General features: G+C 62.6%; 24 protein-coding genes. 13 read left to right on the top strand and 11 right to left on the bottom strand.

What is annotated here, in order from left to right:
* Positions 1 to 51: 51 nt before the first annotated feature.
* Complete coding sequence (locus ASN89_RS10310; RefSeq protein WP_058049204.1) at positions 52 to 465, bottom strand: hypothetical protein; 414 nt, start codon at positions 463 to 465, stop codon at positions 52 to 54.
* Positions 466 to 546: 81 nt separating this feature from the next.
* Positions 547 to 1,248: a FadR/GntR family transcriptional regulator gene (locus ASN89_RS10305; RefSeq protein ID WP_230519025.1), complete on the bottom strand. Its 702-nt coding sequence runs from the start codon at positions 1,246 to 1,248 to the stop codon at positions 547 to 549.
* A gap of 152 nt (positions 1,249 to 1,400) precedes the next feature.
* Here ASN89_RS10305 and ASN89_RS10300 point away from each other — a divergent pair, with 152 nt between their 5' ends.
* The 4 genes from ASN89_RS10300 to ASN89_RS10285 all read left to right on the top strand — a co-directional run bounded on the left by ASN89_RS10300 (position 1,401) and on the right by ASN89_RS10285 (position 6,143).
* Positions 1,401 to 2,192 (top strand): (Fe-S)-binding protein, encoded by a 792-nt coding sequence (locus ASN89_RS10300; protein WP_058049203.1) that lies wholly within the window; start codon positions 1,401 to 1,403, stop codon positions 2,190 to 2,192.
* Positions 2,189 to 2,905 carry a LutC/YkgG family protein gene (locus ASN89_RS10295; RefSeq protein ID WP_058049202.1) on the top strand — a complete coding sequence of 239 codons (717 nt, stop codon included), beginning with the start codon at positions 2,189 to 2,191 and terminating at the stop codon, positions 2,903 to 2,905. The genes ASN89_RS10300 and ASN89_RS10295 overlap by 4 nt, the downstream gene beginning before the upstream one ends.
* Complete coding sequence (locus ASN89_RS10290; RefSeq protein WP_058049201.1) at positions 2,902 to 4,347, top strand: LutB/LldF family L-lactate oxidation iron-sulfur protein; 1,446 nt, start codon at positions 2,902 to 2,904, stop codon at positions 4,345 to 4,347. Before ASN89_RS10295 ends, ASN89_RS10290 begins: the two co-directional genes overlap by 4 nt.
* An 89-nt stretch (positions 4,348 to 4,436) precedes the next feature.
* Positions 4,437 to 6,143, top strand: a complete 1,707-nt coding sequence (locus ASN89_RS10285; protein ID WP_058049200.1) for a lactate permease LctP family transporter — start codon at positions 4,437 to 4,439, stop codon at positions 6,141 to 6,143.
* Positions 6,144 to 6,201: 58 nt separating this feature from the next.
* Here ASN89_RS10285 and ASN89_RS10280 read toward each other — a convergent pair whose 3' ends face one another.
* Together ASN89_RS10280 and ASN89_RS10275 are read right to left on the bottom strand one after the other, a co-directional pair.
* Positions 6,202 to 6,729, bottom strand: a complete 528-nt coding sequence (locus ASN89_RS10280) for an NADPH-dependent FMN reductase (RefSeq protein ID WP_058049212.1) — start codon at positions 6,727 to 6,729, stop codon at positions 6,202 to 6,204.
* A 98-nt stretch (positions 6,730 to 6,827) separates the two neighbouring features.
* Positions 6,828 to 7,061, bottom strand: coding sequence for a DUF3563 family protein (locus ASN89_RS10275; RefSeq protein ID WP_080698581.1), 234 nt, complete (start codon positions 7,059 to 7,061; stop codon positions 6,828 to 6,830).
* A 435-nt stretch (positions 7,062 to 7,496) separates the two neighbouring features.
* Here ASN89_RS10275 and fucP point away from each other — a divergent pair, with 435 nt between their 5' ends.
* Positions 7,497 to 8,798: an L-fucose:H+ symporter permease gene (gene fucP / locus ASN89_RS10270; protein ID WP_034752146.1), complete on the top strand. Its 1,302-nt coding sequence runs from the start codon at positions 7,497 to 7,499 to the stop codon at positions 8,796 to 8,798.
* Between the two features lie 51 nt (positions 8,799 to 8,849).
* On the opposite strand, the gene ASN89_RS10265 is transcribed toward fucP, so the two are convergent.
* Positions 8,850 to 9,743, bottom strand: a complete 894-nt coding sequence (locus ASN89_RS10265; protein WP_058049211.1) for a LysR substrate-binding domain-containing protein — start codon at positions 9,741 to 9,743, stop codon at positions 8,850 to 8,852.
* A 159-nt stretch (positions 9,744 to 9,902) separates the two neighbouring features.
* On the opposite strand from ASN89_RS10265, the gene ASN89_RS10260 reads away from it, so the two are divergent.
* Positions 9,903 to 11,399 (top strand): acetyl-CoA hydrolase/transferase family protein, encoded by a 1,497-nt coding sequence (locus tag ASN89_RS10260; RefSeq protein ID WP_058049199.1) that lies wholly within the window; start codon positions 9,903 to 9,905, stop codon positions 11,397 to 11,399.
* An 86-nt stretch (positions 11,400 to 11,485) separates the two neighbouring features.
* Here ASN89_RS10260 and ASN89_RS10255 read toward each other — a convergent pair whose 3' ends face one another.
* Positions 11,486 to 12,148, bottom strand: a complete 663-nt coding sequence (locus tag ASN89_RS10255) for a TetR/AcrR family transcriptional regulator (protein ID WP_046685736.1) — start codon at positions 12,146 to 12,148, stop codon at positions 11,486 to 11,488.
* 300 nt (positions 12,149 to 12,448) lie between these two features.
* On the opposite strand from ASN89_RS10255, the gene ASN89_RS10250 reads away from it, so the two are divergent.
* Both ASN89_RS10250 and ASN89_RS10245 read left to right on the top strand, forming a co-directional pair.
* Positions 12,449 to 13,570 carry a M14-type cytosolic carboxypeptidase gene (locus ASN89_RS10250; protein ID WP_058049198.1) on the top strand — a complete coding sequence of 374 codons (1,122 nt, stop codon included), beginning with the start codon at positions 12,449 to 12,451 and terminating at the stop codon, positions 13,568 to 13,570.
* A 12-nt stretch (positions 13,571 to 13,582) separates the two neighbouring features.
* Complete coding sequence (locus tag ASN89_RS10245; protein ID WP_058049210.1) at positions 13,583 to 14,047, top strand: CYTH domain-containing protein; 465 nt, start codon at positions 13,583 to 13,585, stop codon at positions 14,045 to 14,047.
* Between the two features lie 172 nt (positions 14,048 to 14,219).
* Here ASN89_RS10245 and ASN89_RS10240 read toward each other — a convergent pair whose 3' ends face one another.
* From ASN89_RS10240 to ASN89_RS10220, 5 genes are all read right to left on the bottom strand, one after another.
* Positions 14,220 to 15,473, bottom strand: a complete 1,254-nt coding sequence (locus ASN89_RS10240) for a DUF2863 family protein (protein ID WP_058049197.1) — start codon at positions 15,471 to 15,473, stop codon at positions 14,220 to 14,222.
* A gap of 214 nt (positions 15,474 to 15,687) precedes the next feature.
* Positions 15,688 to 18,408 (bottom strand): aconitate hydratase AcnA, encoded by a 2,721-nt coding sequence (acnA, locus tag ASN89_RS10235; RefSeq protein WP_034752089.1) that lies wholly within the window; start codon positions 18,406 to 18,408, stop codon positions 15,688 to 15,690.
* Positions 18,409 to 18,496: 88 nt separating this feature from the next.
* Positions 18,497 to 19,051: a hypothetical protein gene (locus tag ASN89_RS10230; RefSeq protein ID WP_046685733.1), complete on the bottom strand. Its 555-nt coding sequence runs from the start codon at positions 19,049 to 19,051 to the stop codon at positions 18,497 to 18,499.
* A 13-nt stretch (positions 19,052 to 19,064) separates the two neighbouring features.
* Positions 19,065 to 20,063: an HpcH/HpaI aldolase/citrate lyase family protein gene (locus ASN89_RS10225; RefSeq protein ID WP_058049196.1), complete on the bottom strand. Its 999-nt coding sequence runs from the start codon at positions 20,061 to 20,063 to the stop codon at positions 19,065 to 19,067.
* A gap of 110 nt (positions 20,064 to 20,173) precedes the next feature.
* A complete protein-coding gene (locus ASN89_RS10220) occupies positions 20,174 to 21,163 on the bottom strand; it encodes a malate dehydrogenase (RefSeq protein ID WP_034752084.1) in 990 nt (329 codons plus the stop codon).
* A 305-nt stretch (positions 21,164 to 21,468) separates the two neighbouring features.
* On the opposite strand from ASN89_RS10220, the gene ASN89_RS10215 reads away from it, so the two are divergent.
* From ASN89_RS10215 to ASN89_RS28150, 5 genes are all read left to right on the top strand, one after another.
* Positions 21,469 to 22,356, top strand: coding sequence for a GntR family transcriptional regulator (locus ASN89_RS10215; protein WP_082127888.1), 888 nt, complete (start codon positions 21,469 to 21,471; stop codon positions 22,354 to 22,356).
* 9 nt (positions 22,357 to 22,365) lie between these two features.
* Positions 22,366 to 22,578: a hypothetical protein gene (locus ASN89_RS28655; protein WP_138829166.1), complete on the top strand. Its 213-nt coding sequence runs from the start codon at positions 22,366 to 22,368 to the stop codon at positions 22,576 to 22,578.
* An 84-nt stretch (positions 22,579 to 22,662) separates the two neighbouring features.
* Entirely contained in the window at positions 22,663 to 23,085 is a 423-nt protein-coding gene (gene sdhC / locus ASN89_RS10210) for a succinate dehydrogenase, cytochrome b556 subunit (RefSeq protein ID WP_046685732.1), read from the top strand.
* Positions 23,085 to 23,450, top strand: a complete 366-nt coding sequence (sdhD, locus tag ASN89_RS10205) for a succinate dehydrogenase, hydrophobic membrane anchor protein (protein ID WP_046685731.1) — start codon at positions 23,085 to 23,087, stop codon at positions 23,448 to 23,450. The genes sdhC and sdhD overlap by 1 nt, the downstream gene beginning before the upstream one ends.
* 2 nt (positions 23,451 to 23,452) lie before the next feature.
* Positions 23,453 to 23,622 (top strand): FAD-binding protein (locus ASN89_RS28150; RefSeq protein WP_152988527.1); only part of this gene is annotated, 170 nt, incomplete at its 3' end.

Genomic DNA, 23,622 nt, shown 5'->3' with positions numbered 1-23,622 from the left:
GCGCTGCGGAAAGCGTAAGTTGTTGTTTCCTGGCACTTTTTCATGCGCCTGTCATCTTGCTGGCCTGCCACGGCTGGCTGCCTGCTGCAAGCCTGCCAGCAAGGCGGGCAGGGCGGCATGCAAGGCTTGCAGGTCGCCAGCATCCAGATCGGCCTGCATTTCCACCCGGCCCGATGGCTGGCCCCAGACGACCTGAGCGCTGAGCCGGGCGCCCGACTCGAGGCCCGTGACGCTGACCAGCAGGGCGACTTCTTCCGGGGCATCGTCGGGTACATCGTCGAGCAGGCAGGAAATGCCGAAATGATAATCCTGGAAGGCGCTGGCCGTGCCGCTGGAAAAGGCGAAGACCGAGGCAAGCGCCCGTGGCGCGGCGACCGAGAGTGCGGGCAGGGCGGCGCGGAACAGGGGCAGCAAGTCGTTTTCCAGCTGGCGCACCAGCGGATGGGTGTGGACGAGGACGGTCATGGCAGGATGGATCAGTGGGCGGCGCGCGATGTTAGCAGTTTTTGCGGCCCCTGTGCGCAGGCACTGGTCCTACCAGTGGCCTCAATCGTCATCGCTGGTGACGCGCGTGCGCACGAAATCGATGTGGCTTTGCATGGCCGTGCGCGCTTCCTCGGGCTGGCTGGCGCAGATCGCTACGCACAAGGTGCGGTGCTGCGACAGCAGGTGCAGCGAGGTGGCGTCGTCCTGCTGGCGCAAGCCCGTGCCATTGATGGTGATGTGTTCGCGCAGCATGCCGATGATGCTGGTGTGCAGGTGCAAAAACATGGTGTTGTGCGACGCCTGCGCGATGACTTCATGCAGCCGCGCATCGGCCTGCGCCTCGCCATGCTTGTCGTCGCTGGCACGCGCCTGTTCCAGCTCGGCCAGCAGGGCCATGATCTGCGCGCGCTCGTCCCCGCTGGCCCGCTGCGCCGCAAAGTAGGCCGTCGCTCCTTCCAGCACGCGGCGAAATTCCAGGATGTCGTCGCGCAGGGCGGGGTGGTCGGCCACCAGCTGGCTCCAAGGCGACGCCATGCCGGTGCGCAATTGATCGGTCACGAACACGCCGGCGCCGCGCCGGCTGCGCACCAGGCCCCGCGCCGCCAGCCGCTGCACGGCTTCGCGCACGGTGTTGCGCGAGACCGCATATTGCTGTGCCAGCAGGCGTTCGGCCGGCAGCTGCGCGCCCGCCGGCAAGCTGCCGTCCAGCAAGGCCGTTTCCAGCCTGCGCATCACCATTTCGACCCTGCCCCGCGTTTGCATGCCTGTCGCCATCGATGTCTTCCGGTGTTGTTTTAAAGTGGTCCGAGCAATTTGAAGTGGCTTGCGGAAGCTGGAATTATGCGTGAACCGGTCATTCTTAACAACACACAGCGGCGCCGCAGCAACATACAGAGCGCCGGGGAGACACACTCATGCAGCCAGACCCGCGCCAGCCGCGCCGCTATCCGTTCGCACCGCTCCAGGTGTACCTGTTCGCCACTTGCCTGGTCGACCTGTTCGTGCCGCAGGCGGGACTCGATGCCGTACGCCTGCTGGAGCGGGAGGGCTTGCTGGTGCATTATCCGCGCGGCCAGAGCTGCTGCGGCCAGCCAGCCTACAGCAGCGGCAATCCGGAACAGGCCCGCGCCGTGGCCCGCGCCCAGCTCGACCTGTTTGCACAGCCGTGGCCCGTGATCGTGCCTTCCGGTTCCTGCGCCGGCATGATGCGCCACCACTGGCCGCAGTTGTTCCAGGACGACCCGGTGGCCGGCCCCAAGGCCTTGGAGCTGGCCGAGCGCGTGTATGAACTGAGCGAATTTCTTGTCTGCGTGCTGCAGCTCGACCTGACCAGCATGGCTGCCGCAGGGCAGGCCGATGAAAACGTGGTGTTGCATACCTCGTGCGGCGCGCGCCGTGAAATGGGCACGCGTCTGCACGGCGTGGCCCTGGTCGACGCCTTGCCCGGCGTGACCCGTATCGAACACCAGCGCGAATCGGAATGCTGCGGCTTCGGCGGCACGTTTTCATTGAAGCATCCCGATATTTCCGGCGCCATGGTCAGCGACAAGATCGCCTCGGCCTGCGTCACGGGCTGCGACCGGCTTGTCTCGGCCGACTGCGGTTGCCTGCTCAATATCGGCCACGCCGCGCAGCACCAGGGCGCACCGCTGCCCGTCGAACACCTGGCCAGCTTTTTGTGGCGCCGCACGGGAGGCGCGCCATGAGTACGTCATTGACCGCCCGCGAACGCATGCTGGGACGCCTGCGCGCCGCAGCCCCTGCCGCGCCCGAAGCGGTGGAGATCATCGATATGGCCATCGACCGGCATTACCTGGCACGCCGCGCAGCATGTCCGCTGTCGCCGCGCCAGCGCATTGATGCCATGCAGGCGGCCTTGCTCGCCTCGCATGCGCAAGTCGATTGCGTCGGCGCGGACACCTGGCCCGCCTTGCTGGCGCAGCGCCTCGGTGAACACGGCGTGCGCCGTTTGCTGCTCGATACCGGCAGCGCCGAAGGGAGGGCCTTGCGCGCCGCCTTGCCGGCCGAGGTGGAGACGCTGTCTTTCGCGCGTCCGCTGGCGCAGTGGAAAAGTGAACTGTTCGACACCGTCGATGCGGGGTTGACCGTCGCCCGTTCCGGCATCGCTGCCACGGGCACGCTCGTCATCGCACCCGATGCGGCCACGCCGCGCACGGTGTCCCTGGCGCCGCCGCTGCATGTCTGCCTCGTGCATGCGAGCACCCTGCACGTGGACTTGCATGCGGCGGCGCGCGCCGAGCGTTGGATGGACGGCATGCCATCGAACCTGGTGCTGGTGTCCGGCCCCTCGAAAACCTCGGATATCCAGCAGACGCTGGCCTATGGCGCGCACGGCCCGCGCTGGCTGTGGGTGCTGATCATCGATGATTTTTCCGCCCATGAAGGAGGCCAGCCATGAACGCCAAGCCCCTGCAATTCGTCAAGCCGGCCGACTTCCATGCGCGCGCCCGCGCTGCGCTGGACGACCCGAAACTGCGCCAGAGCTTTCGCGGCGCCATGGATTTTTTACAGGACAAGCGCAAGACGCAATTCCCCGACGGCGACGAGCTGGAACGCCTGCGCGACATCGGCGAAGCCGTGCGCCGGCACGCGCTGGCGCGCCTGCCCGATTTGCTGGTGCAGCTCGAAGACAAGCTGACGGCGGCCGGCGTGCAGGTGTACTGGGCCGAGGATGGCGAGCAGGCCAACGCCATCATCCACGCCATCGCCGAAAGGAACCGGGCGACACGCTTCATCAAGGGCAAGTCGATGGCCAGCGAGGAAGTCGAGCTCAATCACTATCTGGAAGCGCGCGGCATGACGTGCCTGGAATCGGACATGGGCGAGTACATCGTGCAGCTGGCCGGCGAAAAGCCGTCGCACATCGTCATGCCGGCCATTCACAAGACGAAGGCGGACATCGCCGGCCTGTTTGCCGAGCATATTCCCGATGCGCCCTACACGGAAGACGTCGATAGCCTGATCCAGACGGGGCGGCGCGCCCTGCGCCAGGCCTTCGTCGAGGCGGACATCGGCCTGTCGGGCGTGAACTTCGCGGCGGCCGACACGGGCACTCTGTGGCTGGTGGAAAACGAGGGCAATGGCCGCTTGACGACGTCCGTGCCGGACGTGCACATCGCCATCATGGGCATGGAAAAGGTCGTGGCCAAGCTCGAACACATCGTGCCGCTGGCCAGCCTCCTGACGCGTTCGGCCACTGGACAGGCCATCACCACGTATTTCAACCTGATTTCCGGCCCGCGCCGCGCCGGTGAAAAGGACGGGCCGCGCGAAGTGCACCTGGTCTTGCTCGACAACGGCCGCAGCCAGGCCTACGCCGACGAGCAGCTGCGCGCCACCCTGCAATGCATACGCTGCGGCGCCTGCATGAATCACTGTCCCGTCTACACGCGCATCGGCGGCCACGCCTACGGCACCACGTATCCGGGGCCGATCGGCAAGATCATTTCGCCCCACTTGCTGGGGCTCGATGCGACGGCGGACCTGGCCACCGCGTCGAGCCTGTGCGGCGCCTGTGGCGAAGTGTGCCCCGTGCGCATCCCGATTCCGCAGTTGCTGGTGCGCCTGCGCACGGAGGCCAACCGTAATCCGAACGAGGAAGTCAGCCATCCGCTGCGCGGGCAGGGCGCCAAGTTCAGCCGCGGCGAAAGCCTGATCTGGCGCTTCTGGAGCGGCGCCTTCGCGCGCCCCGCCAGCTACCGGCTGTTCCGCTGGGCTGCCACGCGACTGCGCATGCTGACGCCGCGCGCGCAGCTGGGCTGGACGCAGCACCGCAAGCCCTTGACGCCGGCGCCGCGCAGCCTGGCCGACCTGCTGAACGCGCGGGGCCAGGAAGAGTAGCGCCGGCCCCCCCCCACGGAAAAATACGCCATAAAAAATACAGCAAAGCCGTTTTTCAATCAACCCGCATCCACCGGAGGAGACCCGACATGCAAACCTGGACCCAACTTTATACACCGCTCGGCAGCTTGTGGCTGTCGTCGCTGGCGGCAGCCATTCCCATCATTTTCTTCTTCATCGCCCTGGCGGCACTGCGCATCAAGGGACACGTGGCGGCCGCCGTCACCCTGGCGCTGGCGCTGGCCGTGGCGATTTTTGCGTATGGCATGCCCGTGCCGCAGGCGCTGGCTGCGGCCGGTTACGGTTTTGCGTACGGCTTGTGGCCCATCGCCTGGATCATCGTCACGGCCGTCTTCCTGTACAAGATCGTCGTGAAAACGGGGCAGATCGACATCATCCGCGCCTCCGTGCTGTCGGTCACGGACGACCAGCGCCTGCAGGTGCTCTTGATCGGCTTTGCCTTCGGCGCCTTCCTGGAAGGGGCGGCCGGTTTCGGCGCGCCCGTGGCGATCACGTCGGCCTTGCTGGTGGGCCTGGGCTTCAACCCGCTGTACGCGGCGGGCCTGTGCCTGATCGCCAACACGGCGCCCGTGGCCTTCGGCGCCATGGGCATCCCCATCATCGTGGCGGGTCAGGTGACGGGCATCGACCCCTTCCTGATCGGCGCCATGGCGGGCCGCCAGTTGCCGCTGCTGTCGCTGCTGGTGCCGTTCTGGCTGGTCTTCATGATGGATGGATTCCGCGGCGTGCGCGAAGTGTGGCCGGCCGCGCTGGTGACGGGTTTGAGCTTTGCCGTCACCCAGTACTTCACGTCGAATCATATCGGCCCTGAACTGCCGGACATCACCTCGGCCCTCGTCAGCCTGGTGTCGCTGACCCTGTTTCTGAAAGTGTGGCAGCCGAAGAATGCGAAAGTGGCGCATGCCGTCGGCGGCGGCGCGGCTGCGCTGTCCGGCTTTGGCGGTGCAGGCGGTGCTGCGGCCCTGCGCGGCGGTGGCAACCGCGCCGCCTCGCCCTACACGATGGCGCAGACCATGCGCGCCTGGGCGCCGTTCGGCCTGTTGACGGCCATCGTCACCGTGTGGAGCCTGCCCGGCTTCAAGGCGCTGTTTGCCGCTGGCGGCGCCTTGGCTGGGCTGGTCATCAAGATCCACGTGCCTTACCTCGATAAACTGGTGATGAAGACGATGCCCATCGTGGCGGAGCCGAAGGCGTATGACGCCGTGTTCAAGCTCGATCTGCTGTCGGCCGTGGGCACGGCGATTTTGCTGACGGCCGTGCTGTCGATGCTGATGCTGCGCATGAAGCCGCGCGAGGGTTGGAAGGCGTTTGTGGAAACGATCGTGGAGTTGCGCCGTCCCGTGCTATCGATCGGCCTGGTGCTGGCGTTTGCCTTCGTTGCCAATTACTCGGGCATGTCGTCCACCCTGGCCCTGCTGCTGGCCGGCAGCGGCGCCGCCTTCCCGTTCTTCTCGCCGTTCCTGGGCTGGCTGGGCGTCTTCCTGACGGGTTCCGACACCTCGTCGAACGCCTTGTTCTGCTCCCTGCAAAACACGACGGCGCACCAGATCGGCGTGTCCGACACCTTGATGGTGGCGGCCAATACGACGGGCGGCGTGACGGCGAAGATGATATCGCCCCAATCGATCGCCGTCGCCTGCGCGGCGACCGGCCTGGTGGGCAAGGAATCGGACCTGTTCCGCTTCACCTTGAAGCACAGCCTGTTGTTTGCCGTCATCATCGGCATTATCACCATGCTGCAGGCGTACGTGTTCACGGGCATGATCCCGCATTGAGCGGTCCGTAGAAGTACGTAGTAAAACTAGATGAATTGATAGTAAAACGTGCATCAGGTCATGAAAATGACCTGATGCACTGCAACATATCGAGGATGGCCCGGCGCAATGCCGGGTCCGCGGCGATGCCTTCCGCATCGAGACCCGACCCCAGCAGGGGCAAGCTGATGCTGGCGTCGTCGATCAGGCGCGCCGACATGGTGCGCACCGTTTCGCGCAAGGCCGCCTGTGCATGCGTGGCGCGCGGCGAGGCGTTCAGCAGCACCAGCGGCTTGTCGATGAACGACTCATTTCCCACCATCCAGTCCAGCGCGTTTTTCATGGGGCCGCTCACGCCGTGCGCGTATTCGGGGCTGGCCAGCATCAGCACGTCGGCCGCCAGGATGGCGTCGCGCAAGTCCGTCACGGCCAGCAGGCTGTCGGCGTCGAGGTCGGGATTGAACAGCGGTAACTCACCGAGTCCCGAATAGATGCGGATGTCGAATGGCGGTGGCGCAAGCCCGGCGATGGCGCGCAGCAGGGCGGTGTTCAGCGAGGCAGCGCGCAGGCTGCCGGCGATGGCGAGAATGGTAATGGGCGTGTGCATCCCGCCTGTATAGCCCATCCTGTGCTCAAGCGCAAGGCGAGCAGGATGGCGCTATCGATGTTGCAACAGCCGGTGAGCGACTGGGGACTGCGGCAATATTAACGGCTCAGGCCGCTCATCCAGCTTGGCTGCGGGTTGGCACGGGCCAGTTCGCGCATGCGGTATTCCAGATCGTAGCGGTCGGTCGATTCGGCCAGATACGCTTCTTCGTAGGCGCGTTCGCGGCGGTCGCTGCTTTGGTTCAGCCAGGCGCCGACGCGTTTGGCGGCGTGGACCAGGGTAGCGACGATATTGCTGTTTTGCGTGGTGTGGTAAGTAAATGCGGTAGACATGGCAGACTCCTTATGTGGCGTGCCGCGTTGTGCTGCACTGCAATATAAGTATAGCGATTCCAAGTTATAAGGCTACTTTTGATTTCAAATGTCGGCTATTCATTTTTAGAATAACAGGCGGGAAAGCTGCGCAATACGGGGCTTTAAGGCATAATGCGGGCGCAGTATCGTAGTTTTACTACAAGACTGTTTTGTCCTGAATGTTGTTTTCAGACGCAGCCCGCAGGGTGCCGCGCCCACAAGACATCATTTTGGCGAGAAACGGTCGGCCGTGCGCCTGCCGCGCGCAAGTAGCGCCATGCCTGCCCCTGTTTTACTGATGGCAGTCATGGCCCACGCTGATATCTGCGTGATGCTTGCGCGTCCTGGTGCTGCCCGGGTGGAAACGCTTCCATGCCTGGCAAGATCAACTTGGAATTGAAAAATGGAGAAGGTATGGAATACGTAAAGCAAGGCCAGGGCGTACCGTCCGCACAGGCCGGCACGCAAAACAATACGGGCGCCCTGATCATTGTCACGGTGCTGTTTTTCATGTGGGGACTGCTGACATCGCTCAATGATGTGCTGATACCCCATCTGCGCTCGATCTACACCCTGACGTATGTACAGGCGATGCTGGTGCAGTTCTGCTTCTTTGGCGCTTACGCCATCGTTTCGCTGCCCGCCGGCATGCTGATCAAGAAAATCGGCTACCAGCGCGGCGTCGTCGCCGGCCTGCTGATCGCAGCCGCAGGCTGCGCCATGTTCTACCCGGCGTCGACCGGCAGCTACGCGCTGTTCCTGTTGTCCTTCTTCATCCTGGCGGCCGGCATCACCGTGCTGCAGGTGGCGGCCAACCCGTACGTGACGGAACTGGGCGACCCGCAGACGGCGTCGAGCCGCTTGACCCTGACGCAAGCGTTCAATGCGCTGGGCACCACCGTGGCGCCTGCGCTGGGCGGCATGCTGATCTTGTCGGGCACCGTGCTGACGGTGCAGCAGTTCGACCTGCTGCCGGCGGCCGAGCAACTGGCTTACCGCGCCAAGGAAGCGGCCTCCGTGCAGGGCCCGTACCTGGTGCTGGCCGCTACCCTGGTGATCCTGGCCGTGCTGTTCGCGCTGGCAAAATTGCCGAAGATTTCGCATGCCGACGATGCGGCCGCCCTGGCGCACGATGGCCACAAGGTCTCGATCTGGTCGCACCGCCACCTGGTGCTGGGCGCGCTGGCCATCTTCCTGTACGTGGGCGGTGAAGTCAGCATCGGCAGCTTCCTGATCAACTTCTTGGGCGAGAGCCATATCGCTGGCCTCAGTCACGCGGACGCCGCCTATTTCGTCAGCTATTACTGGGGTGGCGCCATGCTGGGACGTTTCGTTGGCTTCGCCGTGATGCGCTATGTCAGCCCGGGCAAGACCCTGGCCTTCAACGCCGCCGTCGTCATCGCGCTGATCCTCGTCGCCGTGTTCTCTAGCGGTCACACGGCCATGTGGGCCTTGATCGCCGTCGGCCTGTTCAACTCCATCATGTTCCCGACCATCTTCAGCATGGCCCTGAACAAGCTGGGCGCGCAAACGGGACAAGGTTCGGGCATCCTCTGCATGGCCATCGTCGGCGGCGCCATCGTGCCGTTCATCCAGGGCTTCCTGGCCGACCACATCAACCTGCAACTGTCCTTCCTCGTGCCGGCCGTGTGCTACACCTTCATTCTGTACTTCGGCTGGAAGTACGCCAGCATGTACAACGACAGCGCCAAGTAAGCAAGGTGGTGTGATCAAGCAAAAGGGTGGCCTCGGCCACCCTTTTTTACGTCAGTGCGCGAACTGCGTGCCCAGCACGTCCTGGCATACCTCGAGCCAGGCGCGCGCCGCGTGCGACAGATAGCGCCCGCTCCAGATATGCGCCACCTGCCACGCCACCTCCGGCTCGACGATGCGCACGGCCTCCAGCGGCTCGCCGGCCAGGCGGTGGATGAACGGCTCGGGCAGCAGGGCCACGCCCAGGCCCGCCGACGCCATCGCCACCAGCCAGTCCCATTGCCCGCTCTGGGCCGCGATCGTCGGCGCAAAGCCCGCTTGTACGAAATGCTGGCGCAGGCTGCGCGTGAGGGCGAAATCATCCTTCAATAACACCAGCGGCAAGCCGGCCAGCGCCTTGAAGGGCAGGGTCGTGCGGTTTTTCTGAAACGTGCCCGGCTCGGCCAGGGCCCAGATCGGGTAGCTGGCCACTTCCACGGCCACCAGATCGAGTTCCGGATCGGCCGGCAGCACCGTCATGCCGATTTCCAGCTCGCCGGCCGCCACCTGGCGTTCGATCTGCTGGCCCGTGTCTTCCTGCAGGGTCAGGCTGATGTTCGGGTGGCGCGCGCGAAAGGCCTTTAATACAGGCGTAAACAGCACATTGATCATGGGCGGGATGCCGACCGTCAGGCTGCCGCGCTGCAAGGCTTGCGTGTCGCGCACTTCCAGGGTCAGCTGGCGCATGTTTGCCAGCATTTCCTGGCCATGCTGGTAGACGATGCGGCCCGTGTCCGTCAGGGTCAGCTTGCGCCCGTCGCGCACCAGCAGCTGCGCGCCCACCTCGTCTTCCAGCTGGCGCACCATCTTGCTGATGGTCGACTGGGTCAGGTGCAGCGATTCGGCCGCCTGCGTAAAGCTCGACAGGCGCACGGTTTCCACGAAATAGCGCAGGGAACGGATATCCACGAGGGTGCTCGGCGTTGGCAAGGCATGAAAATATCGACTGGATGTGGCGAAATTAATTCATGCCATGCATGTGGCCGCGATTTTATACTGATTCCACTTATGGGGCTGGTGTATGACAGCCATCCAGTTTGAGAATATGAAGAAGATCAGGAGCATCAGATGTACGAGGACCGTATCCGCCACCCGGGCTTGCTCGGCAAAATCATGAGTGCCGATGAGGCAGCCAAATTGTTCCACAACGGCATGCGTGTCGGCATGAGCGGTTTTACCCGTGCCGGCGACGCCAAGGCCCTGCCGCGCGCGCTGGCCGAGCGCGCCCTGCAAGACCCCTTGAGCCTGACCCTGATCACGGGCGCTTCGCTGGGCAATGGCAGCGACGGCCTGATGGCCGAGGCGGGCGTGCTGGCGCGCCGCATGCCGTTCCAGGTCGACCCGGTCTTGCGCGGCAAGATCAACAACGGTGAAGTCATGTTCATCGACCAGCATCTGTCGGAAACGGCCGAGCAGCTGCGTTCGGGCAACCTGGCCGCCGTCGATATCGCCGTCATCGAAGCAACAGCCATCACGGCGGCCGGCGCCATCATCCCGACCATGTCGGTGGGTAACTCCGCCGCCTTTGCCCAGCAGGCCACGCAGGTGATCATCGAGATCAACCTGTCCACGCCGCTGGCGCTGGAAGGCTTGCACGACATCTATATTCCGCACACCTTGCCGGGGCGCGAGCCGATTCCCCTCACGCGCGTGGACCAGCGCCTGGGCAGCACGGCCATCGCCATCGACCCGGCCCGCATCGCCGCCATCGTCATCACGGATAGCCCCGACAGCCCGTCGAACGCCTTGCCGCCCGACGCGGAAACGCAGGCAATCGCCGGCCACGTGATCGCCTTCCTGCAGGGCGAAGTGGCGGCCGGGCGCATGGGACCGGAATTGCTGCCGCTGCAGGCGGGCATCGGCACCATCGCCAACGCCGTGCTGCATGGCCTGATCGGCTCGCCCTTCCAGAACATGACGATGTATTCGGAAGTGCTGCAGGACAGCGCCATCGAGCTGCTCGATTCGGGCCAGCTGGCGTTTGCCTCGGCCTCGTCGATCACCTTGTCTGCCGCCGTGCATCAAAAGCTGATGGACAATATCGACCATTACCGCGCGAAGATCGTGCTGCGCCCGCAAGAGATCAGCAATCATCCCGAGATCGTGCGCCGCCTGGGCATCATTGCGCTGAACACGGCGCTCGAGTTTGATATCTACGGCAACGTCAATTCCACGCACGTGTGCGGCACGCACATGATGAACGGCATCGGCGGCTCGGGCGACTTCGCGCGCAATGGGCAAGTGTCGATGTTCGTGTCGAAATCGGCGGCCAAGGGCGGACGCATTTCCAGCGTCGTGCCGATGGTCTCGCATGTGGACCATACGGAGCATGATGTCGACGTGCTGGTGACGGAGTGGGGTTTTGCGGATTTGCGCGGCCTGGCGCCGCGTGAACGGGCGCCGCTGATCATCGAGCGCTGCGCGCATCCCGATTACCGGGCGCAACTGCGTGCCTATTACGATGCGGCATGCCAGCGCGGCGGCCACACGCCGCACATCCTAGAGCAGGCGCTGTCGTGGCATACGCGCTACCAGGAAACGCAGAGCATGCTGGCAGTGCAGTAAGCTTCGCCAGCATCAAGACAGGGCAGGGCGGTGCGGCACCGCGCCTGCCTTTTTTGCGCCTGGCGCATGTTGCGCCAGATTAAGGGTCAGGCCGCCGGCGCAAAGCGCAGGCGGATGCCTGCCGTGACGACGGCGAGCAAGTCGTCGATATGCGCGTTCATTTCCGGGTGCGGCGTCCATGGGTCGCCCGCATCCATGACGATGCGCAGCGACACGAGGCCGTGCAGCGACTGCCAGAAGATTTGCGTCATCGTGTGCAGCGCCGGCTCGTCCTGGCGTACCTGGCCCGCCTGCGCCAGTTCGCCGAACAGGTGCAGCGCGTAGGCATACGGGTCTTGCTCGATATTGCCGTGTTCGACGTCGACGGCGTCGACTTCCGCGTGCGGACGCAGTTCCATGAAAATCAGCGAATACTCGTCGGGATGCTGGAAGCCGTACTCGATGTAGGCGCGGCCGACGAGGCTGATGCGTTCCCACGGGTCACTGCTGGTGTCGCAGGCCGTGCGCATGGCGCGCACCAGTTCCAGCAAGTCCTTGTCCATGGCCTGGGCGATCAAGGTGGCCTTGTCGCGGAACAGGGCGTACACGACGGTGGTGGAAAAGCCGGCCGCCTCGGCCACCTTGCGGATGGAAACGGCGCGCGCGCCGCCTTTCTTGATGAGGTCTTTGACGACGTCGATGATGTGCTCGCGCCGCGCCTGCGCCTCGCGTAATTTTCTTTCCTGAATATTGGTCAGCTTCTTGTCCACGACTCTTTCCTGGCGACTCTATGAAAGCAGGAATTATAGGGGGACGAGGGGCCGTCAATGTTTCTGGCATTGTTACAATTCAGTTTTTTGTCCGGTAGATGCGACAGTGGACCGATTTTTCGCGCTTTTGCCCGGCACTTTTCCATCGATGCCCCGGAATGGTGCATAAATTACTTGGCCGGCTTTGCGAACGGGGTCAAAGGGCGGAAAATAGCGGGATAGCTTACACTGCGTTTTTTAGCGCAACGGCGCTGCCCACGAGGCAACGCCGGAACACTTACATTCGGACGGGATCATTACATGACCATTAAAATCAGCCAGAACTTCGACTCGGGCGCCATCGACGTGGTGAGCGCCACCAGTGCCGGCGCCATCGACCTGAACTTGCGCAAGGATAGTCACGCCGACATCCACCAGTGGTTCCACTTCCGCCTGCAGGGCGCGCGCGGCCAGGCATGCACGATGCGCTTCCTGAACGCGGGCCAGGCCACCTATCCGGCCGGCTATGAAGGCTACCAGGCCGTGGCCAGCTACGACAGCGAAAACTGGTTCCGCGTGCCGACCTCGTTCGACGGCCAGGTCATGACGATCTCGCACACGCCGGAACTCGACAGCGTGTACTACGCCTATTTCGAACCGTACTCGTGGGAACGCCATTTGCGCCTGCTGGGCGAAGTGGCCGAGCATCCGCTGGCGCGCGTATCCGACCTGGGCAGCACGGTCGATGGCCGCGACATGAACATGGTCACCATCGGCAATCCGCAGGCGGAAAAGAAGATCTGGGTCATCGCGCGCCAGCATCCGGGCGAATCGATGGCCGAATGGTTCGTCGAAGGCCTGATCGACTCGCTGCTTGACGACGCCAACCCGATCGCGCGCAAACTGCTGCAGCGCGCCGTGTTCCACATCGTGCCGAACATGAACCCGGACGGCTCCATCCGCGGCAACCTGCGCACGAATGCGGCAGGCGCCAACCTGAACCGCGAATGGATGACGCCTTCGCTGGAATCGAGCCCGGAAGTGCTGTGCGTGAAAAACAAGATCCACGAAACGGGCGTCGACATGTTCTTCGACATCCACGGCGATGAGGCGCTGCCGTACAACTTTGTGGCCGGCAATGAAATGCTGGAAAACTTCACGCCGGTGCAGGCGGCGCACCAGAAGGCCTTCATCGAGCGCTACAAGCAGGCCAGCCCCGACTTCCAGGACAAGTTCGGCTATGCGGCCAGCAAGTACAAGTCGGACATGCTGACTCTGGCGTCGAAATACATCGGCCACCACTTCGGCTGCCTGGCGCTGACCCTGGAAATGCCGTTCAAGGAAAACGCCGACTTGCCGGATCCAGCCGTGGGCTGGAACGGCGCGCGCAGCGCGGCACTGGGCGCGGCCATGCTGCAGCCTATCCTGCTGTCGCTCGATTGAACGGCGTTGATCATGGGCGTCGAGATCGAGCGTAAATTCCTGCTGGCCGGCGATGCCTGGCGTGGCCTGGGGCAGGCGGTGCTGCTGCGCCAGGGCTATCTGTCGTCCGCGCGCGAGCGCGTGGTGCGCGTGCGCATCGAGGGTGAACAGGCGATGCTGACCATCAAGGGCGCGAACGTGGGTGCCACGCGCGGCGAGTGGGAGTATCCGATTCCGCTGGCCGACGCCGCCGAACTGCTCGACGGCCTGTGCGAACAGCCGCTGATCGAAAAGGTTCGCCATCGCATCGAACACGCGGGCATGGTGTGGGAAGTCGACGAGTTCCTCGGCGCCAATGCGGGCCTGGTGGTGGCCGAGATCGAACTGGCCTCGGAAGACCAACCGTTCGACAAGCCGGAATGGATAGGCGCGGAAGTGTCGGGCGATGCGCGCTACTACAACGCGAATCTGATCCGCCACCCGTTTTCGCAGTGGTGATTGTGTTGTAAATGACGTTGCAATGGAAAAGGCGGAACCAGGTTCCGCCTTTTTTGCATGTGCTGGTGGTGTTGTCGGATTACGCGCTGCGCGCTAATCCGACCTACAGCCCATAAAGGCAGCGTAGGTCGGATTAGCCGGTACGGCGTAATCCGACAATGCCTTTACAGCATCAATGGAAATGCTCTGTGCCCTGCGGCGTATCTTCCGGCATTTCCGCATGCGCCAGCTCGCCGACAGGATCGGCAAACAGGGGCGCGCCGCAATCGTCGCAATATTCACCGACAAAACGTTCCGCGTGGCGCTTGATCTGCGTCACGCCGGCGGCGTTCAGGTGCTCGATGATTTCATCGACGGGCGTCTTTTGCTTGTCCAGCGCGGCGATGCCGACCTGGATCAGGCCTTCGATCGGCGTGCCATCCTCGTCTTCCTGGCCGTACAAAGGCCAGACGATGCCGTAGATGACGTCCGGCGCCTGGCGCAGGGTGAAGGCGATGCGGTACTCGTCCACCTGGCCGTCGGCCGCTTCCTCGCCGAAGCCGGCGATGACGGCGCGCAGTTCCGACGGCTCGATGGCCAAGGTATGCGTCAGGTAGTGCACGGCGGCGCGCACGGAGACGGGACGTATGAGCTTGTCCGCTTCGCGGCAGGCCACGTAATACGCTTCCGGCAGCAGCAATTCCAGGCCGCAGCCGGGCAGCAGGCGGGCGAACGTCGGCGTGGCCTGCGTGCGCCATTGTTCCAGGGCGGCGCTGCGCTCGGCGATGAAGTCGAGCTGGCTGGCCGGCGTCTGCCAGCGGAACAGCGGCGCACCGCTTGGGGCCACCACGGCCACCAGCAGGTAGCGCGTGTCGGCCAGGAAGGGCGCTGTTTCCGCTTCTTTGCTTGACGGCTTGACGGCCGTGCCTTTCAGCGCGGCCAGGGCCAGCTTCTGCGTCTTGGCATAGGTTTCGACATGGCTGCGTGGCAATTGGTCGATCGAATACAGCGTTGGCGCCATGGCCATCTTCGTGCCGTCGGCCAGCAGGTGGGCGGCGAAATGCGCCGACAGCACGCCGTGCGCGTCGCCGGCCATGGGACCGGAAGCGATGGAAAAGCGCGTCCACGCGAGGATGGGCACGGCGACCAGCAGAGCGTCGTAGCGCACGTCTTCATGCGTGATGACGGTCGATTCGCTGACGGCTTCAACGCAGTCCATCAGCACGTCGTAGGCGTTCAAGTCATCCTTGAACAGGCTGCCCAGGGTGTTGTCGATGGTGTCCTGGTGGCCGGTTTTGAGTAATTTCTGGAGCTGCGTATCCAGGCTGTGTTCCCAGGACCGCTCTTCGAGACGGCTGGCTGCCTGTACGATCGCCTGGGCAAAGGTGACCAGGCGCTGGCTGTCGGCAGTCAGTTTATGGGATGAATCTTTGGAAGGACGACGCATAGCGGGATAAGAGTCTCGGAAAGTGAAAAAAATGGATCAGTCAAACAATGATAAACCCTTATAACCGTATTGTAGAGGATTCAGCCGCACGCAATACGTAAGCTGTCCTTAGATCATGCCAATAGTCGAAATTTCAAGTCGGAACGGGATGCAGGGACGAAAAAAAAGCGCCGGTCGGAACCGGCGCTTTGAGCTTACGTCACAGCTGGGCTGATTACTCGGCCAGCAGTTGACGCAGCACGAATGGCAGAATACCGCCATGCTTGTAGTAATCGACTTCGATCGGCGTATCGATGCGCAGCAGGACTTTGACTTCCTGGCTGCTGCCGTCGGCGCGGTGGATCACCAGGGTAGCCAGTTGCTGTGGCTTGATTTCGCCTTCGAGGCCTTTCAGGTCGAAGGTTTCCTTGCCGGTGATGCCCAGGGTTTGCACGCTGTCGTCGCCAATGAATTGCAGCGGCAGCACGCCCATGCCCACCAGGTTCGAGCGGTGGATACGCTCGAACGAACGGGTGATCACGGCTTTCACGCCCAGCAATTGCGTACCTTTGGCCGCCCAGTCGCGCGACGAGCCCGTACCGTACTCTTCGCCGCCGAAGACCATGGTTGGCGTGCCTTCAGCAACATATTTCATCGCTGCGTCGTAGATCGACATTTCTTCGCCGGAAGGCTGGTGGATCGTGATGCCGCCTTCGACCGCCGAACCGTCCGCCTTGGCAGGGATCATGCGGTTTTTGATACGTACGTTGGCGAACGTGCCGCGCATCATGATTTCATGGTTGCCGCGACGCGAGCCGTAGGAGTTGAAGTCCGCTTTCAGGACGCCGTTTTCCTTCAGCCATTTGCCTGCAGGGCCGTTTTCCTGGATCGAGCCGGCTGGCGAGATGTGGTCGGTGGTGATGGAGTCGCCGAACACGCCCAGTGCGCGCGCGCCTTCGATGCCGGTGGCCACTGCCGCTGGCGTCATCGAGAAGTTGTCGAAGAACGGTGGTTCCGCGATGTAGGTCGATTTCGGCCAGTTGTAGACTTGACCGGAGACGGTCGTGACTTTTTCCCACAGCTTGCCTGGCGCGCCCTTGACGTCGGCGTAGTTGTCCTTGAACACCTTGGCGTTCATGGCGAACTTCATCATGGCCGAGACTTCAGCCGAGGTCGGCCAGATGTCGCCCAGGTAGACGTCCTTGCCGCCCTTGCCCTTGCCGACTGGTTCCGTCATCAGGTCGCGCGTCATGTTGCCGGCGATGGCGTAAGCGACGACCAGCGGTGGCGAGGCGAGGAAGTTCGAGCGGATGTTCGGGTGAATGCGCGCTTCGAAGTTGCGGTTGCCCGACAGCACGGCCGACGCGACGATGTCATGCGTGGCAATCGCTGCGTTCAGCTCGGGCGTCAGGTCGCCCGCATTGCCGATACAGGTGGTGCAGCCGTAGGCGGTCACGCCGAAGCCCAGTTTTTCCAGGTAGGGCAGCAGGCCGGCGGCGGTCAGGTACTCGGTCACGACGCGCGAGCCAGGAGCGAGCGAAGTCTTGATGTGCGGAGCGACTTTCAGGCCGGCTTCGACGGCTTTCTTGGCCAGCAGGCCGGCAGCCAGCATCACGCTCGGGTTCGAGGTGTTGGTGCACGAGGTGATCGCGGCGATCAGTACGTCGCCGTTCGACACTTTCACGCCGTTCGTCGTTTCGTACACGGCAGCCAGGTCGGCCGGATTCTTGTTGAAGCCGTTTTCCGTGGTTGGCTTGGCGAACAGCTCGGCGAAGTTCGCCTTGACGTTGCCGATTTCGATACGGTCTTGCGGGCGTTTCGGGCCGGCCAGCGACGGAGCGACCGATGCCAGGTCCAGTTCCACCACGCGGGTGTAGTCGATCTCGCCGGCTTTTGGCACACCGAACAGGTTTTGCGCCTTGAAGTAGCCTTCGAACGCGGCGATTTCAGCCTTGCTGCGGCCGGTGCCCTTGAAGTAATCGATGGTCGCTTCGTCGACCGGGAAGAAGCCCATGGTCGCGCCGTATTCCGGTGCCATGTTGGCGATCGTCGCGCGGTCCGTCAGGGTCAGCGATTCCGTGCCTTCGCCGAAGAATTCGACGAACTTGCCGACGACTTTTTCTTTGCGCAGCAATTCGGTGATGGTCAGTACCAGGTCGGTGGCGGTGCAGCCTTCGCGCAGCGCGCCTGACAGGTTTACGCCGATGACGTCCGGCGTCAGGAAGTAGACCGGTTGGCCCAGCATGCCCGCTTCCGCCTCGATGCCGCCCACGCCCCAGCCGACCACGCCGATGCCGTTGATCATGGTGGTGTGCGAGTCGGTGCCGACCAGGGTGTCAGGGTAGTACACGTCGCCGGCTTTCTTGCCTGCGTGGTGCACGCCGCGCGCCAGGTATTCCAGGTTGACCTGGTGGACGATGCCGAAGCCTGGTGGCACGACGCCGAAGGTGTCGAATGCCTGCATGCCCCATTTCATGAACTGGTAACGCTCGTTGTTACGCGAGAATTCCAGTTTCATGTTCAGGTCCAGCGCTTTCTTTTCGCGGTAGTGATCGATGGTGACCGAGTGGTCGACCACCAGATCGACCGGCACCAGCGGTTCGATCTTCTTGGCGTTGATGCCCATCTTGGCGGCCACGTTGCGCATCGCCGCCAGGTCGGCCAGCAGAGGAACACCGGTGAAGTCTTGCAGCACGACGCGCGCCACTACGAACGGGATCTCGTCGGTGCGCTCGGCGGTCGGGCCCCAGCTCGCCAATTGCTTGACGTGTTCTTCGGTGACTTTTTTGCCGTCGCAGTTGCGCAATACCGATTCGAGCACGATACGAATCGACACTGGCAGGCGGGAGACATTGATGCCCAGGCTTTTTTCCAGCGCAGGCAGGGAGTACAGCTTGCCCTTCTTGCTATCCGAAATATTAAAGTCCTTGAGCGTGTTCAGAGTGTTGCGGGACATGACCTCTCCTTGTTGGGTATCGTCTATTTATTGATTATTCAAATTACAAAACATGACTGAGCCCCCGAAGAGGCCCTTGCTACGCACATCAGCCGCCGGTCGCCGGCAGCACGCCCAGCGATGGCGCGGCTTCCACCACTGCCGTCGGCTTGGCTTGCTCCGCATCCTTGCATTCATTGGCCAGCTGGCGGCCCTGCTTGGAATCGAGCAGCATGCCTTTGGCCGGGATGCCGATCCACACGAGACCGTACAGACGGTTCTCGAAGCGGTTGGCGCCGGTGGTGGTGCCAACGCGGCTCAGGCGGTGCAGGCGCTTCTTCCAGCGCAGGGCGATGTGTTTGTCGTCAGTAGCATTGGTGTAGATGGTAATTTTATTACCAAGTTCGCAATTGAAATCGGTGGAAGCCGAGCCGGCGGTGTCCGGTTCGTCCGATTCTTCCTTGTCGGCGACTGACATGGCGAGCGGATGGGCTTCCTTGGCGGCTGCCTTGGCCTTGCTGGTCTTGGCCTTTGGCTTGGCCTTGACAGCCTTGACGGCCTTGGGATTTGCCTCTGCCGTGGCGGCGAAGCTGGCTGGCGCCAGCGTGAGGGTCATGGCGCCCAGCGCGACGCTGCAGGCAATGGCTAATTTGGAGAGGGACATCGTGTAATTCCTGTCAGTTTTCAGTGGTGCTGGAAGAGGGGGCGTTAAGTAATGCAGCGGCCGCCTCGGGCAGGCCGAGGCCCGCCAGTTTGGCGCGTTGCAAAACGGTCCAATAATATCGGTAGCTGGCGCGGTCGTGCAAGCGGCCATTTTGCGCAATCGGTCCCCAGTTGGCGCGCAGCGCTTCATTGAGGATGTTGCTGGCCTCGTTGACTTCGGACAGGCGCGGCGTGAAGGCCTTGATGATGGGCTTGATCTGGTCCGGGTGGATGCTCCACATGCGCGTGTAGCCGAACTCGGCTGTCGCGCGCTGGGCGTCGTTGGCCACCACGGCCGAATCGCGCACGTCCGTCGTCACGTTATGCGACGGCACCTTGCCGTGCGCGTGGCAGGCGGCCGCCACTTCCAGTTTGGCGCGCACCACCAGCGGGTGCGTGAACTGGCCCGGCGTGCGCATGGCGGCGGCGGGAATGGCGCCGTAGTGGGCCGAAACGAAATCCATGATGCCGAAGGACAGGCATTCGACCTGGGGCAGGGCGGCGATGGCGTAGGCGTCGCGCAGCGCGCCATGCGTCTCGATCAGGATGTGCACGGGCAGGTTGTCGCGGCCGGCGCGGCGCGCGTGCAGGTTGATCAGGTCGATGGCCAGCATGGCATCCTGCACGCCGGCCACCTTGGGCACGGCGATGTAGGCCAGGCGGGACGCGGCGCTGCAGATGATTTCCACGTCGCGCACGAAAAACGGGCTGTCGACGTCGTGCACGCGCACGCCGATGCGGTTGAACTGGTTCTCGTCGCTGGCCAGCAGGCCGGCGATCATCAGGGCGTGGGCTTCTTCATTGCCGGCGCTGGCGCCGTCTTCGCAGTCGAACGTGATGTCGAACAGGGGGCCAAGCTCTTGTTGCAAAGCAATCGATTTACGCATCAGCTTTTCAGAGCCGGCGTAGTGGTCGCAAGCGGCGAGCAACAGCGGCTGGCGTTTGCCTTGGAATAAAACCTCGGAAGGGTGCATGCTTAAGGCATTTCTGCAGGTAAAAACTACTTGAGAAAACAGCCGCGCCGCGAATCTCGCGGAGCGGCCTTCTTGGCGGGCGGCGCATTGCCGCGCCGCCAACACTGGACTTAGGCCAGCAGGTGTTTCACGCCTTCGCGCTCTTCGGTCAGTTCTTTCAGGGTCAGGTTGATGCGCTCTTGCGAGAATGCATCGATTTCCAGACCTTGAACGATGGTGTACTCACCGTTGTCGGTGGTGACCGGGAAGCCGAACACGGTGCCTTCAGGAATGCCATACGAGCCATCCGAAGGAACGCCCATGGTGGTCCACTTGCCGGCGGTGCCCAGCATCCAGTCATGGATGTGGTCGATGGCGGCGTTCGCTGCCGACGCTGCCGACGACAGGCCGCGCGCTTCGATGATGGCCGCGCCGCGCTTGCCGACGGTAGGCAGGAACACGTTGGCGTTCCATTCCTGGTCGTTGATCAGGTCCTTGACAGCTTTGCCGTTGACGGTGGCGAAGCGGTAGTCAGCGTACATCGTAGGCGAGTGGTTGCCCCACACGGTCAGCTTCTCGATGTCTTTCACGGCGGTGCCGGTCTTGGCAGCGACTTGCGACAGCGCGCGGTTGTGGTCCAGGCGCAGCATGGCGGTGAAGTTTTTCGCTGGCAGCGATGGCGCCGATTTCATGGCGATGTAGGCGTTGGTGTTGGCAGGGTTGCCGACCACCAGTACTTTCACGTTGCGCGAAGCGACGGCGTCGAGCGCCTTGCCTTGCACCGTGAAGATCTGGGCGTTCGCTTCCAGCAGGTCCTTGCGTTCCATGCCTGGGCCGCGCGGACGTGCGCCAACCAGTACGGCCACGTCGACGTCCTTGAATGCGGTCAGCGGATCGGAGTGGGCGGTCATTTCCGTCAGCAGCGGGAAGGCGCAGTCGTCGATTTCCATCATCACGCCCTTGAGCGCCTTCTGGGCTTTTTCGTCCGGGATTTCAAGCAGTTGCAAGATGACAGGCTGGTCTTTGCCGAGCATGTCGCCATTGGCGATGCGGAACAACAGGGCGTAGCCGATCTGGCCGGCGGCGCCGGTCACTGCAACACGCATTGGGGTTTTAGCCATGATGAATCTCCAAAAATGGGAAAGAAAACGGGCTTGAAGCTGGGCTTACGCTTATCCGGAAAAACTATAATGATACCAAAACCGGCCCGCGCCACCGAATTGCTGGTGTACGCTGCCGTCACGCTTGTGCTGCACGAGGCCAGAGTGGCTGGCCGACAACATAAAACGCGGGCTCACAAGTTTTATCGAGGGCAGTTTAGGCCTCTGATCCCTATCTGTCAATCATATCTTATGTCTTATATAAGACAGATAACTGCGTGTGTTTTACTGGACGCGGGCAGTGATTTGTGTTGAAATGTCGGACTATGAATTCCGCCTCGTCCAATCTGACCAACAATGCCACTGCTGCAAGCGGGGCGGTCAGTCCGACCGCGGGCACCCCGGCCATGCCCGTCGCCGCGGCAGCCAGCACCGCCGCCGCCCCTGTCGCCAGCGTGAATGCCACTGCGGCCGTGCCCGCGCCTGCCGCGACCGCATCGCCCACCTTCAGTCCCCTGTACCAGCAGATCAAGGCGCTCATCACGCAGAGCCTGCAATCGGGCGAATGGAAGCCGGGCGAACTGATTCCCAGCGAAGTCGAGCTGGCAGGGCGCTTCAAGGTCAGCCAGGGTACGGTGCGCAAGGCCATCGATGAACTGGCCGCCGAAAATCTCGTCATGCGCCGCCAGGGCAAGGGCACCTTCGTTTCCACCCACCATGAGGCGCGCGCGCATTTCCGCTTCCTGCGCCTGGTGCCGGACGAAGGCGTGCCGCACTATCCCGAAAGCAAATTTATTGAAGTCAAGCGCGTGCGCGCGCCGGCCGACGTGGCGCGCCTGATGGACCTGAAGTCCGGCGATGCCGTCATCTTCATCAAGCGCGTGCAGTATTTCGACGGCGTGCCGACCATCGTCGAGGAGCTGTGGCTGCCCGGCCTGATCTTCAAAGGCCTGACGGCCGAGCGCCTGGTGGAGTACAAGGGTCCCATGTACGGCCTGTTCGAAACGGAATTTGGCACGCGCATGATACGCGCGTCCGAGCAGATCCGCGCCGTGTGCGCCGACGCGGGCGCCGCGCAACTGTTGAATATCGATCTCGGCACGCCCTTGCTCAGTTCCGAGCGCGTGTCGTTTACCTACGGCGACAAGCCGGTCGAACTGCGCCGGGGCTTGTACCTGACCAGTCGCCATCATTATCAGAATGAACTCAGCTGAAGCGGCGGGATGTCCCTGGACGTCCGAACAAGCAGCAAGGCTGAAGTGCATCGCTTGCAAGATGCCTGCCGCGAGGCGGGCAACGGAGACAACGGAAAGCGCAGCGACAGCATGGCCCGCCCCGGCGGGCCGTGTTTTGCCGGCGATTCTGTAATTAAATTACGTGAACTACGGAAAGTAGCGCGGTATTTTGTAGTAAAAAACCATTTTGGTTATATGTAACAATAGATATTGGTATCGGTTGCGAAAATCGGCGAAAATCGCGGCTTCAATATTTAGTTGAAATTCAAAGGGGAGGTTTTTGTTATGTCTGAAGCCGTAAGAGAAGTACCAAAAAAAGAACGGCCGCAATTCCGTAACATCCATGTTACCGAATTGTCGAACTACCGCATGGCGATCGGCGCCATCGTCTCGATCCTGCATCGCATCAGCGGCATCATCATTTTCGCCCTGCTGCCGGGCATCCTGTACATGCTGGAACTGAGTCTGCGTTCCGAAATGTCCTACGCCTACTTCCAGGGCATCGCCTCGCACTGGTTCGTCAAGCTGATCACCCTGGGTCTGGTCTGGGCCTTCCTGCACCATTTCTGCGCCGGTATCCGCCACCTGTTCATGGACGTGCACGTCGCCGCCGAGAAAGAACCTGCGCGCAATACGGCCAAGTTCGTTCTGGTGATCAGTCTGGTACTGACCGCTCTGGTCGCTTTGAAACTGTTTGGAGTATTTTAATGGCAAACAATAACATCGGACCGAAACGCCTCGTTGTCGGCGCCCATTACGGCTTGCGCGACTGGCTGGCGCAACGCGTCACCGCCCTCGTCATGGTGGCCTACGTCGCCATCCTGCTGATCGCCTTCCTGACCGGCAGCAACTTCAGCTATGAAGGCTGGGCAGGTCTGTTCGCACAGCAATGGTTCAAATTAATCAGCCTGGTGACGTTTGTTGCCTTGTTCTACCACGCATGGGTCGGCGTACGCAATATCTGGATGGACTACGTGAAAAGCGTTGGCCTCCGCCTGACCCTGCAAATTGCCACCATGCTGTGGTTGATCGCTTGTGCCGGCTGGACGGTACAGATACTCTGGAGTGTGTAATCGTGGCAGCATATAAATCTGCAATTCCTACCCGCCGCTTTGATGCGGTCATCGTTGGCGCCGGCGGTTCCGGCATGCGCGCGTCGTTGCAGCTGGCTGAAGCCGGCCTGAACGTCGCAGTGCTCTCGAAAGTTTTCCCGACCCGCTCGCCCACAGTGGCGGCGCAGGGCGG

Source organism: Janthinobacterium sp. Ant5-2-1, assembly GCF_001445815.1.
GTDB lineage: Bacteria > Pseudomonadota > Gammaproteobacteria > Burkholderiales > Burkholderiaceae_D > Janthinobacterium > Janthinobacterium lividum_E.
Note: the sequence above shows the minus strand (reverse complement) of the source record. Positions and strands in the feature narration are given on the sequence as shown.

Coding starts and splice junctions, on each gene's coding strand:
- ASN89_RS10215 (WP_082127888.1), top strand. CDS start 21,469: ATGAATTCCGCCTCGTCCAATCTGACCAACAATGCCACTGCTGCAAGC.
- ASN89_RS10230 (WP_046685733.1), bottom strand. CDS start 19,051: ATGTCCCTCTCCAAATTAGCCATTGCCTGCAGCGTCGCGCTGGGCGCC.
- fucP (WP_034752146.1), top strand. CDS start 7,497: ATGGAATACGTAAAGCAAGGCCAGGGCGTACCGTCCGCACAGGCCGGC.
- sdhC (WP_046685732.1), top strand. CDS start 22,663: ATGTCTGAAGCCGTAAGAGAAGTACCAAAAAAAGAACGGCCGCAATTC.
- ASN89_RS10225 (WP_058049196.1), bottom strand. CDS start 20,063: ATGCACCCTTCCGAGGTTTTATTCCAAGGCAAACGCCAGCCGCTGTTG.
- ASN89_RS10280 (WP_058049212.1), bottom strand. CDS start 6,729: ATGCACACGCCCATTACCATTCTCGCCATCGCCGGCAGCCTGCGCGCT.
- ASN89_RS10275 (WP_080698581.1), bottom strand. CDS start 7,061: ATGTCTACCGCATTTACTTACCACACCACGCAAAACAGCAATATCGTC.
- sdhD (WP_046685731.1), top strand. CDS start 23,085: ATGGCAAACAATAACATCGGACCGAAACGCCTCGTTGTCGGCGCCCAT.
- ASN89_RS10300 (WP_058049203.1), top strand. CDS start 1,401: ATGCAGCCAGACCCGCGCCAGCCGCGCCGCTATCCGTTCGCACCGCTC.
- ASN89_RS10220 (WP_034752084.1), bottom strand. CDS start 21,163: ATGGCTAAAACCCCAATGCGTGTTGCAGTGACCGGCGCCGCCGGCCAG.
- ASN89_RS10250 (WP_058049198.1), top strand. CDS start 12,449: ATGACCATTAAAATCAGCCAGAACTTCGACTCGGGCGCCATCGACGTG.
- ASN89_RS10240 (WP_058049197.1), bottom strand. CDS start 15,473: ATGCGTCGTCCTTCCAAAGATTCATCCCATAAACTGACTGCCGACAGC.
- ASN89_RS10305 (WP_230519025.1), bottom strand. CDS start 1,248: ATGCAAACGCGGGGCAGGGTCGAAATGGTGATGCGCAGGCTGGAAACG.
- ASN89_RS10295 (WP_058049202.1), top strand. CDS start 2,189: ATGAGTACGTCATTGACCGCCCGCGAACGCATGCTGGGACGCCTGCGC.
- ASN89_RS10285 (WP_058049200.1), top strand. CDS start 4,437: ATGCAAACCTGGACCCAACTTTATACACCGCTCGGCAGCTTGTGGCTG.
- ASN89_RS10260 (WP_058049199.1), top strand. CDS start 9,903: ATGTACGAGGACCGTATCCGCCACCCGGGCTTGCTCGGCAAAATCATG.
- ASN89_RS10245 (WP_058049210.1), top strand. CDS start 13,583: ATGGGCGTCGAGATCGAGCGTAAATTCCTGCTGGCCGGCGATGCCTGG.
- acnA (WP_034752089.1), bottom strand. CDS start 18,408: ATGTCCCGCAACACTCTGAACACGCTCAAGGACTTTAATATTTCGGAT.
- ASN89_RS28655 (WP_138829166.1), top strand. CDS start 22,366: ATGTCCCTGGACGTCCGAACAAGCAGCAAGGCTGAAGTGCATCGCTTG.
- ASN89_RS10290 (WP_058049201.1), top strand. CDS start 2,902: ATGAACGCCAAGCCCCTGCAATTCGTCAAGCCGGCCGACTTCCATGCG.
- ASN89_RS10310 (WP_058049204.1), bottom strand. CDS start 465: ATGACCGTCCTCGTCCACACCCATCCGCTGGTGCGCCAGCTGGAAAAC.